The following is an 11,929-nucleotide window of genomic DNA, read 5'->3' on the forward strand; positions in this document are numbered from 1 at the left end:
CGGTGCCCCGCTGCCGAAGAGCCCGCGGGGGCCCGTGGGGGTGGGGGGCGCGGGGGGGGGGGGGGGAGAAACACCCCGGGCCCCCCGCCCCCCCCCCCCGCCGGGGCACCGGGAGAGCGCGAGGGTCAGACGGTACCCGCGTCATTGGTGAGGACGACCTGCTCGGCCTTGTTGTCCGTCTCGATGTGCTTCTTGCTGCGCCGGTTGCGCCGCTCCAGGTACGTCGCGAGCGCGGTCAGCAGCAGGCACATCGCGACGTAGATGACGGTCGCGACGATCGTCGCCGGCACGATGGGGCGGCCGAACTCGCCCTGGGTGCCGATGTAGCGCGCGTAGTACAGCAGTTCCTGGAACGTGATGATGAAGCCCAGCGCGGTGTCCTTGAGCAGCACCACCAGCTGGCTGATGATCGTCGGCAGCATCGCGCGCAGCGCCTGCGGCAGCAGGACGGTGAACATCACCTGGGTCTTGCGCATGCCCAGCGCGTACGCGGCTTCGCTCTGTCCCTTCGGGAGGGACTGAATGCCCGCGCGGAAGACCTCGGCCAGCACGGATCCGTTGTACAGCGTCAGGCCGAGCACGACACCGAGGAACGGCGTCATCGGCACGCCGAGCACCGGAAGCCCGTAGTAGAACAGGAACATCAGGATCAGCGCTGGGATCGCGCGGAAGAACTCGACCACGAAGGTGCAGATCCCGCGGATCCAGGCGTGGTCGGACAGCCGCCCGGCGGCGAACACCGCGCCGAACACGATCGCGAGGACCGCGGCCAGCGCGAACGCCTTCAGCGTCCAGCCGACGGCGGTGAGCAGGTCCTCCTGGACCTTCGTGTACTCCAGCCACTCCCATTTGCGGCCGTCGAACTGGCCGGTGTCGGCGAACCGGTACACCACGAACCCGATCAGCGCCACGATCACCAGTACGCCGACGACGGTGTAGAGCCGGTGCCGTGTCCTGGCCTTCGGCCCAGGGACGTCGAACAGAACGTTACTCATGCGATCGCCTCGCTCCGCGAGACAGTGTTGGATTCCTTTTGGCGCATGATTTCCATGATTCGCTCGCAAGCTTCGCTCATCGCGCCACGCTCCAGCGCTTCTCCAGGCTCCGCTGGATCAGGGACAGGACGGCGACCAGGATGATGAACCCGAGCGCGATCCACAGCAGACCGACCAACTGGTTCTCACCCCGCTCGGAGAGGTACTGCCGGATCGCGCCGGCTTCGGCGACCGAGAAACCGGCCGCGATGGTGGTGTTCTTCAGCAGCGCGATCAGGGTGCTGATCAGCGGTGGTACCACCGAGCGCAGCGCCTGAGGCAGGATCACCGAGCCCAGGATCTGGCCGAACTTCAGTCCCAGCGCTCGGCCCGCCTCGGCCTGGCCGACCGGGACGGTGTTGATGCCCGAGCGCACGACCTCGCAGATGAACGCCGAGGTGTACAGCGTCAGCGCCACCACCGCGGCGGTGAAGAAGCTCAGCTTGACGATTTCCAGCAGGGGATAGGCGAAGACGAAGAACGCGAACACGAGCGTCAGCGGCGTGTTGCGGACCACCGTGACGTAGGTGGCGCCCATACCCCGGAACACCGGCACCGGGCTGACCCGCAGCATGGCGAGGATGGTGCCCAGGACCAGGCTGCCGACCGCCGCCAGCGCGAACAGCTCGATGGTGGTGAGAAAGAAGGGACCGAAAAGATCCAGGTTGTCGAGCAGGACGTTCATGGAGCCTTCCCCGCTGCTGTGACCGACGGTTGTGGTGGACGGTGGGCGTGGGGCGGCCGGTGAACCGTGCGAGGTTCACCGGCCGCGTACGGGATCAGTAACGCTTGATGGCGGGCGGGGTCGCGGTCGAGCCGGACTTGCCCAGGGTGGCGTCGTAGATCTTCTTCCAGGTGCCGTCGTCGATGGCCTTCTGGAGGATGTCGTCGATCTTGTCGCGCAGCGCCTTGTCGTCCTTGTTCAGGCCGATGCCGTAGGGCTCCTCGGAGAACGGCTTGCCGACGACCTTGAGCTTCTCCGAGTCCTGCGAGGCGAAGCCCTTGAGGATGGCGTCGTCGGTGGTGACCGCGTCGACCTCCTTGGACAGCAGCTTCTCGACGCACTGCGAGTACTTCTGGAACTCGACGATGCTGCCGCCCGGCTCGGTGAGCTTCTGGTCGCGGACCCGCTGGATCGGGGTCGACCCGGTGACCGAGCAGACCTTCTTGCCCTTCAACGTCTCCGGGCCGGTGATCGAGCTGTCGTCCTTGCGCACCAGCAGGTCCTGGCCCGCCTGGTAGTATGGACCCGCGAAGCCCACCTGCTGCTTGCGCTTGTCGCTGATCGTGTACGTGCCGACGTAGTAGTTGACGTCGCCGTTGGCGATCGCCTGCTCACGCGCACCGGAGTCCACGGTCTTGAAGGTGATCTTCTCCGGGTCGATGCCGAGACCCGCGGAGACCAGCTTCGCGATCTCGATGTCGAAGCCGGCGAACTTGCCGGTGGTGGCGTCCTTGCTGCCGAGGCCGGGCTGGTCGTCCTTGGCACCGACGGTCAGCGCGCCGGCGGCCTTGATCCTCGCGAAGACCGGCGAGCCGGCGACGTCGACGTTCTGCGCGACAGTGTAGGTCGGCAGCGCCGCGGCGGAGCCACCCGGCGAGGAGGGCGTGCCTTCCTTGCCGCACGCGGCCATGGTGAGACCAAGACCGCCGACGAGCGCTACCGCCGTGAGGGCGCGGATCCTCATGTAACTCTCTCCTGTATCTCTGGTCGACACGGCACGAGCGCGCCGCGACAGGGTGCTAATGGGTCAGGATCTTGCCGAGGAAGTCCTTCGCCCGGTCGCTCTTCGGCTTGGTGAAGAACTCGTCCGGGGTGGTGTCCTCGACGATCTCGCCGTCCGCCATGAAGAGCACGCGGTTCGCGGCGCGGCGGGCGAAGCCCATTTCGTGGGTGACCACGAGCATGGTCATCCCGTCCTTGGCGAGCCCGGTCATCACGTCGAGCACCTCCTGGACCATTTCCGGGTCCAGCGCCGAGGTCGGCTCGTCGAACAGCATCACCTTGGGCCGCATCGCCAGCGCGCGGGCGATCGCCACCCGCTGCTGCTGACCGCCGGATAGCTGCGCCGGGTACTTGTCCGCCTGGTTGGCGATCCCGACGCGGTCGAGCAGTTCCATCGCCGTCTTGCGGGCTTCGGTGGCGCCGATCTTGCGGACCTTCACCGGTGCGAGCATGACGTTCTCGACGATCGTCTTGTGCGCGAACAGGTTGAACGACTGGAAGACCATGCCGACGTCGGCGCGCAGCGCGGCCAGCGCCTTGCCCTCGGCGGGCAGCGGCACGCCGTCGACGGCGATCTCGCCGGAGTTGATCGGCTCCAGCCGGTTGATCGCCCGGCACAGTGTCGACTTGCCCGACCCGGACGGCCCGAGCACGACGACGACCTGGCCGCGCGGAACCTCGAGATTGATCTCCCGGAGCACGTGCAGGTCGCCGAAGTACTTGTTCACGGCGGCCGCCTTGATCATCGGCGTCGCCACCTCCGTGGTCATCTGGCCTCCAGAGTTGTCCGTCGTCCCGTAATGCGGCATGGATCACCACGCGTTGGCGGAAACCTACCGCCGCCGGACGCTTTGTAAAGACGGCTTGAGCAATACTTAGGGTTTCAAGTACGTATCGATAGCTGCCGTGGCCCCAGCGAGCACTCCTGCGTCCGGCGCTGCTCAGCCTAGTCGGGGACGGGGCGGCGCGTTACCGGGGTCACAGCCCGCCGGTCACGCGGCGTGACGGTGCGGGTGGCCGCGCGGGCCCCGGGGACGGGCACGTCCTAGAGTTTCCGGCTACCACCGGGCGGAGTAGCAGGGAGGTCGGCGGGTGCGGGTGCTGCTCGTGGAGGACGACGACCGGGTCGCGGGCGCGCTCATGCCGGCACTGACCCGGCGCGGGCTGGCGATCACGCGGCTCGCTTCCGGCGCGGGAGTACTCGATCGGGTGGCCGACGTCGACGTCGTCCTGCTCGACCTCGGGCTGCCCGACATCGACGGCGTGGTGCTGTGCCGCCAGATCCGCGCCGTCAGCGACGTCGCGGTGATCGTGGTGTCCGCCCGCGGCGAGGTCGACGACCGCATCCAGGGCCTGCGCGCCGGCGCCGACGACTACCTGGTCAAGCCCTACGACGTCGAAGAGCTGCTGGCCCGCGTGGAAGCGGTCCGGCGACGGCGCGGCGAGCCCGGCCCGGGCGGCGTGGTCGAGCTCGGCGACGTCAGCGTCGACCTCGCCCGGCACGAGGTGCTGGTGGCGGGGGAGCCGGTCGCCTTGTCCCGCAAGGAGTTCCAGGTCCTCGCGCTGGTGGTCGGGGCGCGCGGGGCGGTGTGCTCGCGCGAGCACGTGCTGACCGAGGTGTGGGGGCACCGCGGTCCCGCGGAGAGCCGCTCCCTCGACGTCCACGTCGCGACCCTGCGCACCAAGCTCGGCAGGCCCGCGCTGATCGAGACCGTCCGCGGCGTCGGTTACCGGCTCGGCACGGGACGGGGCTGAGCGGATGCGGGTCCGGCTGCAGGGCATCGTGCTGACGCTCGTCGCGCTGCTCGTGTTCGGACTCGGCATCCCGCTGGCGCTGAGCAGCGCGGGCAGTGTGCAGCAGGAGCTGTTCCTCGACCGGCTGACCGACACCTCCCGGTTCGCCTCGCTCGCGCAGCGGCCGCTGCTGGAGAACCGGCCCGACCAGCTCGAACCGCAGCTGCGGCGCTACACCGAGGTCTACGGCGTCCAGGTGCTGGTGTTCAACCAGGACGGTCAGATCGTCGTCAGTTCGCTCGGTGGCCGTCCGGCCGACTCCGGCGCCGTCTCGGGCCCGGTGCACGACGCGCTCGCCGGGCGGCGGGCCGAGCTCGGCGACCTGCTGACCCCGTGGAAGGCCGCGCCGCTGGTGCTTTCCGAGCCGATCCTCATCGACGGCGAGGTGCGCGGGGCCGTCGTCACGGTGTCGTCCACCGATCGCGCCCGCACCAAGGTCGTCTGGCTGTGGCTGCTGCTCGTCGCGGGTGGCACGCTCGCGTTCGGACTGGCCCTGCTGGTCGCGATCCCGGTCGTGCGCTGGATCCTGCGCCCGGTGCACCGGCTGGACGAGGCGACCGGCGAACTGGTCGCCGCCGTGGTCAGCGGCCGCGACGCCGCGCCGGCCGGGGAGAGCGGCGGCCCGCCCGAGCTGCGGCAGCTCGGGCGCTCGTTTGACCGGATGGCCGCCAGTGTGTCGGAGGCGCTGGCCGCGCAACGGGCGTTCGTCGCCGACGCCTCGCATCAGCTGCGGAACCCGTTGACAGCGTTGAAGATCCGGCTCGGCAACCTCGACGGCCACGTGGACGACGAACCGGCCGCCGCCGATCTGGAGGCCGCCATCGTGGACGCCGGGCGGCTGCACCAGATCCTGGACGGGCTGCTGTCGATGGCCAGGGCGGAGGCGTCCGGCGGCGAGCTGGTCCCGGTGGTGGTGGACGAGGCCGTCGAGGACCGGGCCGCCGACTGGTCGGTGGTCGCCGCCGCCCGGGACATCCGGCTCGAAACGGAGAGCACGGGCGAAGCGCTCCGCGTCCTCGTCCCGCCGCGCGGGGTCGAAGTGGTGCTCGACGCGCTGCTGGACAACGCGCTCAAGTTCACCGCGCCCGGCACCGAGGTCCGGGTTTCCGTGCGCCGGGACGGCGATCGCGTCACGCTCGCCGTCCGTGACCACGGCCCCGGCCTGCGGCCCGACGAACTCGAACGGGCACTGGACCGGTTCTGGCGCAGCAGCGCCCACCAGAACGTCCCTGGCTCGGGGCTCGGGCTGGCGATCGTGAACGAGATCGTCGCGCTGTCGAACGGCGAACTGAAGCTGGATCTGCCCGAGGGCGGCGGCCTGCGCGTCTCGATGACCTTCCCGATCGCTGCTTGAACGCTGCCGCGAGTCCCACGTGCGCCGCGGGGATCGAGGCTTGTGTCCACAGAGGACCGCATTGGCGCTGAACGCACCGAAGGCGTCCCTCGGTGCGGCGGCACGGGAAACCGGTCAGGGCTTGAGATCGCGGTAGTACCGCAGCGCGCCGGGATGCAGGGGCAGCGGCGCGGTTTCGATGCCGGGGTGCACGTCGATCGAAAGCGCGGCGGAATTCGCCCGCGCCAGCTGCGACCGGGCGTCGAACAGGCTGCGGACGAGCGCCTTGGCGACGTCTTCCGACATCGACGACGGCACCACCAGGAAGTTCGGCACCACCAGGGTGGTCACTGGGCCCGGCTGGTGGTAGGTGGTGGCCGGGATCGTCGCGGTGCCGTACACCGCGCTGATCGCGTGCATCCGGGGCAGCAGGCCGCCGATGTCGAGCAGCCGGAGCCCGGTCGCCTGGGTCCGCTGCGTGATCGCCGGGGTCGGCAGGCCGCCCGACCAGAAGAACGCGTCGATGTCGCCGCGGACTAGCGCGTCGAGAGAAGCGGTGAGGCCGAGCTGCTGGACGTTGTCCGTGCGCAGCCCGGCGACCTCGAGCAGCCGGTTGGCGATGTACGCGACGCCGGATTCCGGGGAGCCGACCGCGATCCGGTGACCGCGCAGGTCCGCCACCGACCGGATCGCCGAATCGGCGCGGACCACGACGTGCAGGTAGTCGTCGTGGATCCGGGCGAGGGTGCGGAGCCGGTCCGGGCTCTTCGCGGCCCGGTCCGCGGCGACGTCCGCGGCCGCGAACGCGACGTCGGCCTTGCCCGCCAGCAGCCGGTCGACGTTCTCCGGCGAACCGCCGGTCTGCTGGATCTCCGGCCGTTCGACGCCGAGGTCGTGCGCCCACGCCGTCGCCAGTGGCTGGGCGAGCTGGTCGTAGACGCCGCCGGTGTTGCCGGCGGCGATGCGCAGCCGGGGGAGCCCGTCGAAGTCCGTCCCGCAGCCGGTCAGCAGCGCGCAGCAGGCGAGCACGGCCGTCACCAGTGCCGTCACCGTGCGCCCGCGTCGCGTCACCACCACAGGGTGGATCGTGCCAGACGCGGACCCCCGCGTACCCTCGACGTCGAGATGAGCGCGCGTACTTACCAGATCCGTACCTTCGGCTGCCAGATGAACGTGCACGACTCGGAGCGGCTCGCCGGGCAGCTCGAAGAGGCCGGTTACGTGCCCGCGAGCGCCGACGGTGAGCCCGACCTGATCGTGTTCAACACCTGCGCGGTCCGGGAGAACGCGGACAACAAGCTCTACGGCACCCTCGGCCACCTCCGGCCGCGCAAGACGGCGAACCCGGACCTGCAGATCGCCGTCGGCGGCTGCCTCGCGCAGAAGGACCGCGGCGAGATCGTCGAACGCGCCCCGTGGGTGGACGTCGTGTTCGGCACGCACAACATCGGCTCGCTGCCGGCGTTGCTGGACCGGGCCCGGCACAACGCGAAGGCCGAGGTCGAGATCGTCGAGGCGCTGGAGACCTTCCCCTCCACGCTGCCCGCACGCCGCGATTCCGCCTACTCGGGCTGGGTGTCCGTTTCGGTGGGCTGCAACAACACCTGCACCTTCTGCATCGTCCCGGCGTTGCGGGGCAAGGAACGCGACCGCCGTCCCGGCGAGGTGCTGGCCGAGGTCGAGGCGCTCGTCGCCGAGGGCGTGCTGGAGGTGACGCTGCTCGGGCAGAACGTCAACTCCTACGGCGTCGAATTCGGGGACAGGCTGGCCTTCGGCAAGCTGCTGCGCGCCTGCGGCGGCGTCGACGGGCTCGAACGCGTGCGGTTCACCTCGCCGCATCCGGCCGCGTTCACCGAGGACGTCATCGACGCGATGGCCGAGACCCCGAACGTCTGCCACCAGCTGCACATGCCGCTGCAGTCCGGCTCAGACCGGGTGCTGCGCGAGATGAAACGCTCCTACCGGTCGGCGCGGTACCTGAAGATCCTGGAGCGGGTGCGCGAAGCGATGCCCGACGCCGCCATCACCACCGACATCATCGTCGGCTTCCCCGGCGAGACCGAAGAGGACTTCCAGGCCACTTTGGACGTCGTGCGCGAGTCGCGGTTCTCCAGCGCGTTCACCTTCCAGTACTCGAAGCGGCCGGGCACGCCTGCCGCGACGATGGCGGACCAGCTGCCGAAGGAGGTCGTGCAGGAGCGCTACGACCGCCTCGTCGAGCTGCAGAACGCGATCGCCTGGGAGGAGAACACCAGGCTGGTCGGCCGCACGGTCGAACTGCTGGTGGCACAGGGCGAGGGGCGCAAGGACGCCGAGACGCACCGGATGAGCGGGCGGGCACGCGACGGCAGGCTGGTGCACTTCACACCGGCGGGCCCCGCGGTCGACCGCGCGGTGCGGCCCGGCGACGTCGTGGAGACCGTGGTGACCTACGGCGCTCCGCATCACCTGGTCGCCGACGGTGACGTGCTCAGCCACCGGCGGACCAGGGCGGGGGACAACTCCGAGGCCGGGAAACGGCCGAAAACCACCGGCGTGACGCTGGGACTGCCGGGCTTCGGTGCCCCGGTGCCTCAGCCCGCCGCGGCGAGCGGATGTGCGTTGTGATGACCGAGCAGGACGGCGAATCGTCCGCCGAAATGAAGGAACTGGCCGCCGAGATCGATCAGGTCGGCGATCGCGCGGCGCGGACGGTCGAGCTGGGCCGCCGCGGCTTCACCATCTCGTTGTTCGTGTTCGTGCTGCTGATCGGCCAGATCCTGCCGTGGGTCGGCGGGGTCGTCGGCTGGGAGGTGCTGGTCGGGCACGGCGGCGGCGTTCCGCAGCTGTTCGCCGCGACCTCGACCGCGATCGGGGTGTTCGCCTCCGCGCTGACGCTGGCGACCCGGCGCTGGTGGCTGTCCTGGGTGTGCGCGGCGGGCGGCTGGTTCGCCTCGGTGGACGGGCTGCTGGCCATCTGGTCGCAGCAGTCCTCGCACGCCAGCGGCGCGACCGGTGGGGGACCGGGGATCGGCATGATCGTCGCCTGGATCGCGACGATCTGCCTTGCGGTGCAATGGATGCGTACCGCGTTCTCGCGTTCCTGAGCTAGATCACCACGAGCGCGAACACGCTGGAGTACGCGCTCGCGTAGATGGTCGTCTCGGGGTGGTAGACGCGGAGCGAGAGCGACGCGCTGACACTGAAACTCAGGCTCAGGCTGAAGCCCCCGTTCGGGCGGCAGGATGACGTCGCGATGTCGATCCACGCTCCGGCGCTGACCTGCTGCTGAACGATCAGCGGCTCGTCGGCGGTGATGGCGTCCAGCCCGCCCGGGGCCTCGACGCCGAGCTTGCCGGTGAGCTTGACCTTTTCGCCCTTCTTGACCTTGGCCTTGTCGAGCTTGGCATCGACCTTCACCTTGCCCTTCTTGGCCAGGTTCACCGAAGACGGGGCGGTCGCGGTGGTGGTCGCCGCGGCGGCCGTCGCCGGGGCGAGCCCGGCGACGAGACAGCAGAGCACGAGGGCGGACAGCACACGCCCGGTGCGGGAGAGCGTTGGTCTGTTCATGATCACAGCAGACCACCGGTGGCCGGGAAGAGCGCCCGGAACCCCACGGACGAGTCGCCCGATGACCACCTTCGGGTGGCCTTTTCACCCTGCGATTACCCAGCCGCACCCGCGGTTTGCCGAGGTGCGCGCTCCGAGGAACGCCCTCGTCACGCTGAACGTCGCCGGAAAGGCGCGGGGCAAGTCCGTGGGGGCCTGAGGTAAGGCGACATTCCGGCAGGTGAGTCCTTTGTGGACCCGGACCTGGCACTGATGCTGAACGTACCGAAGGTGTCTCCCGGCAGGTCCGGGTCCCCTCGGAAGATGACCACGTGCGGTGGTCGCGAGTCCACGCGCTGAAGGACGCCTTCAGTGCGTTGGGGGGTTACTACGTTAGGCCCCTACCAAAACGTCTACGACCCCGTGGTGTGTCCTGGACACGGACGAGCCCCCCGCCCATGCGCCAGGACGGGGGGCTTCAAGGGAGTTCGGTTCGAGGATGTTTGGCGGGATACCTCCCTTCTCACTCTCCGTGGCGAGGGCTGTTCCCTCGCCGTGAGCTTCCGGTGTCGGGGACGTCGGGGGGCTGCCGTCCCGTCACCCGGCCGTTGACGTGTTTAGGGCCGCTTTCGTTCGGTTGTTCGACCACCACCATCAGGTCCGCGACCTGAGATAACCGGGTCGCGAGGACATCGAGGCGGCGTGCCATGACGTTGTAGAGCTGGAACAGCTCTCGGGTTGTGACGTCGCGGTCTTGCCATGCGTCCAGGAAGGTGCTTACGAATAGATGAGCCTCGTTGACCAGATGCCGGGCGGGTGAGTGCCGCCGCGAGAGTCTCCGAGCGTCTTTCAACAGATCGCGGAGGTTAACGACCAGGGTGTACACCAGGTGTTGAGCGTCGCGGGTTGGTTCATGTCCGGCCGCTGGCAGCTTCGCCAACGGCAGAGCCCCCAGGGCGTCTCGTAGCTCGCTGAGAGCCGCCGCCCGCCTCCCGGTCCGGAGTCGTCTTCTCCGCCTGATCACGACTCGTTCACGACCACGCTGAACGTCGGCCGCGTGGGGGGCTCCGGGAGTTCAAGCAGGGCGTCAACGAGCTGGCAGAGGGGGCCGCTCAGCGACCATACGACCCCCGACCCGGGTTCCGTCCGGCACGCGAACGCGTCGGCGTTGCAGCGAGCGTGAGCGACGAAGTGGGATACGAACTGGATCGTGTCGAGACACATAAGCGGCGTCCAGAGACACGTGCCTAGCCCTAGCTCTGGGAGGCGCCCCCGAGAAGGCACGGTAACGAAGGTCCACGGTTGGCCACTGTGGGTCCGCAAGCGAACTAGTTCGGGGTGGGAGTCGATGTGGTCGGGCGGGTTCATGTGACTCAGCGTCGTAAGGTGCGAACACTCTGAGTAGGGAACTCAGTTAGGAAGATGCAGGAAGTTACACTTGACCGGTGCCTGATCTGGTACCGAACGCCCGCCTTGTCAGTGCCCGCGAGGCGACCCCGTCACGTCTCTATCCCGGCATGTCGATGGGACGGACGGAGCTCGCCTCGCTCGTCGTGAAGTGGATCGGCGAGCACGAAGAGAAGCAACGCCCCCACCCCTTCGACGCCGTGCACTTGGGGAAGATCGAGCGGGGTGAAGTGCGTTGCCCTCGCGATCCGGTCCGGGCGGCGTTGTGTGCAGTGCTGAACGCCGACGAACACGATCTAGGGTTCGTCAAGAACCCGGAGGAGGAACGAATCCGGCAAGCCGCCTCCGGCCTGATTGCCACTGACCTAACGGCAGTGCACGCCGTTCGGGGAGTCGTGGCGAGCCTCAGACGTCTCGAAGATGCGACCAGTGCGGGCGAAGTGCTACCGACGGTCAAAGCTCAAGCAGAGCTAGTCGACCGCCTAGCACACAATGCTCACGGGGACGTTCGAACCGTCGCCGTCGGGCTCCTCAGCGAAATTGAGCAGTACCTCGGCTGGCTAGAGGTCGCTCTCGGAAATATGCGCAAATCAGATAGTCGATTTGACCGCGCGATCTCTCTTGCCGTGGAAGCAGACGACCCCAACCGCCTTTCGTTGGGCTTAAGCTTCAAAGGATACATATCCCTACTTTCCAAGAGGTTCAATGGAGCCGCAAGCCTTACCGAAGCATCACTTCGCGAAAGTCGGGCCCACCCTATAATTCCGGTGTACGACAGATATCAGCGAGCTCAAATCTATGCAGGAAACGGCGAAGCCTACCAAGCGCAAAAAGAACTTGCCAAAGCTGACAAGGACGCAGAGCGTACGTCTGAAATAGAGCGCCCGGACTATGTGTACTGGTACACGAATGGACTATGGGGGCTTGAACGCGGTCGTACCCTCTGGTTGCTAGGTCAGCAAGACAGGGCCAGACTTGAGATTGCCGAAGGTCTAAAACTCATGCCCGAATCCCAACGCACTGCCCAATGGGCGGATAACTGGGTTCGCGTCGCCCTTGACGAACCAATTTCACGAGAGCCGAATGAACGTTAAAGCTCAGTGCAGA

Annotated in this window: 11 protein-coding genes; 5 read left to right on the top strand and 6 right to left on the bottom strand. The window is 68.2% G+C overall.

Annotated elements, in window-relative coordinates; genetic code table 11:
- Positions 1-125 precede the first annotated feature (125 nt).
- The 4 genes from ACFWY9_RS30470 to ACFWY9_RS30485 form a co-directional block, all read right to left on the bottom strand.
- Positions 126-995, bottom strand: a complete 870-nt coding sequence (locus ACFWY9_RS30470; protein ID WP_378326461.1) for an amino acid ABC transporter permease — start codon at positions 993-995, stop codon at positions 126-128.
- 76 nt (positions 996-1,071) lie between these two features.
- Positions 1,072-1,719: an amino acid ABC transporter permease gene (locus ACFWY9_RS30475; RefSeq protein WP_378326460.1), complete on the bottom strand. Its 648-nt coding sequence runs from the start codon at positions 1,717-1,719 to the stop codon at positions 1,072-1,074.
- A gap of 94 nt (positions 1,720-1,813) precedes the next feature.
- On the bottom strand, positions 1,814-2,722 hold the full coding sequence (locus ACFWY9_RS30480) for a transporter substrate-binding domain-containing protein (protein WP_378326459.1): 909 nt from the start codon (positions 2,720-2,722) through the stop codon (positions 1,814-1,816).
- A gap of 55 nt (positions 2,723-2,777) precedes the next feature.
- Entirely contained in the window at positions 2,778-3,506 is a 729-nt protein-coding gene (locus ACFWY9_RS30485; protein ID WP_378326519.1) for an amino acid ABC transporter ATP-binding protein, read from the bottom strand.
- 346 nt (positions 3,507-3,852) lie between these two features.
- On the opposite strand from ACFWY9_RS30485, the gene ACFWY9_RS30490 reads away from it, so the two are divergent.
- Together ACFWY9_RS30490 and ACFWY9_RS30495 are read left to right on the top strand one after the other, a co-directional pair.
- Positions 3,853-4,515 carry a response regulator transcription factor gene (locus ACFWY9_RS30490; RefSeq protein WP_378326458.1) on the top strand — a complete coding sequence of 221 codons (663 nt, stop codon included), beginning with the start codon at positions 3,853-3,855 and terminating at the stop codon, positions 4,513-4,515.
- Between the two features lie 4 nt (positions 4,516-4,519).
- Positions 4,520-5,908, top strand: coding sequence for a sensor histidine kinase (locus ACFWY9_RS30495; protein ID WP_378326457.1), 1,389 nt, complete (start codon positions 4,520-4,522; stop codon positions 5,906-5,908).
- Positions 5,909-6,022: 114 nt separating this feature from the next.
- Here ACFWY9_RS30495 and ACFWY9_RS30500 read toward each other — a convergent pair whose 3' ends face one another.
- The gene (locus tag ACFWY9_RS30500) at positions 6,023-6,958 is read right to left on the bottom strand and encodes a TAXI family TRAP transporter solute-binding subunit (RefSeq protein ID WP_378326456.1); all 936 of its coding nucleotides are present in this window, start codon (positions 6,956-6,958) and stop codon (positions 6,023-6,025) included.
- Positions 6,959-7,012: 54 nt separating this feature from the next.
- Between ACFWY9_RS30500 and miaB the strand changes: the two genes are divergently transcribed.
- Entirely contained in the window at positions 7,013-8,494 is a 1,482-nt protein-coding gene (miaB, locus tag ACFWY9_RS30505) for a tRNA (N6-isopentenyl adenosine(37)-C2)-methylthiotransferase MiaB (protein ID WP_378326455.1), read from the top strand.
- Positions 8,494-8,973, top strand: coding sequence for a hypothetical protein (locus ACFWY9_RS30510; RefSeq protein WP_378340490.1), 480 nt, complete (start codon positions 8,494-8,496; stop codon positions 8,971-8,973). Before miaB ends, ACFWY9_RS30510 begins: the two co-directional genes overlap by 1 nt.
- 1 nt (position 8,974) lies before the next feature.
- On the opposite strand, the gene ACFWY9_RS30515 is transcribed toward ACFWY9_RS30510, so the two are convergent.
- Complete coding sequence (locus tag ACFWY9_RS30515) at positions 8,975-9,436, bottom strand: hypothetical protein (protein WP_378326453.1); 462 nt, start codon at positions 9,434-9,436, stop codon at positions 8,975-8,977.
- 1,424 nt (positions 9,437-10,860) lie between these two features.
- On the opposite strand from ACFWY9_RS30515, the gene ACFWY9_RS30520 reads away from it, so the two are divergent.
- Entirely contained in the window at positions 10,861-11,916 is a 1,056-nt protein-coding gene (locus tag ACFWY9_RS30520; RefSeq protein ID WP_378340491.1) for a hypothetical protein, read from the top strand.
- Positions 11,917-11,929: the final 13 nt, after the last annotated feature.

This window comes from Amycolatopsis sp. NPDC059027, from assembly GCF_042739735.1.
In the GTDB taxonomy this organism is placed as follows: domain Bacteria; phylum Actinomycetota; class Actinomycetes; order Mycobacteriales; family Pseudonocardiaceae; genus Amycolatopsis.

Coding starts and splice junctions, on each gene's coding strand:
- miaB (WP_378326455.1), top strand. CDS start 7,013: ATGAGCGCGCGTACTTACCAGATCCGTACCTTCGGCTGCCAGATGAAC.
- ACFWY9_RS30495 (WP_378326457.1), top strand. CDS start 4,520: ATGCGGGTCCGGCTGCAGGGCATCGTGCTGACGCTCGTCGCGCTGCTC.
- ACFWY9_RS30480 (WP_378326459.1), bottom strand. CDS start 2,722: ATGAGGATCCGCGCCCTCACGGCGGTAGCGCTCGTCGGCGGTCTTGGT.
- ACFWY9_RS30485 (WP_378326519.1), bottom strand. CDS start 3,506: ATGATCAAGGCGGCCGCCGTGAACAAGTACTTCGGCGACCTGCACGTG.
- ACFWY9_RS30515 (WP_378326453.1), bottom strand. CDS start 9,436: ATGAACAGACCAACGCTCTCCCGCACCGGGCGTGTGCTGTCCGCCCTC.
- ACFWY9_RS30475 (WP_378326460.1), bottom strand. CDS start 1,719: ATGAACGTCCTGCTCGACAACCTGGATCTTTTCGGTCCCTTCTTTCTC.
- ACFWY9_RS30470 (WP_378326461.1), bottom strand. CDS start 995: ATGAGTAACGTTCTGTTCGACGTCCCTGGGCCGAAGGCCAGGACACGG.
- ACFWY9_RS30510 (WP_378340490.1), top strand. CDS start 8,494: ATGACCGAGCAGGACGGCGAATCGTCCGCCGAAATGAAGGAACTGGCC.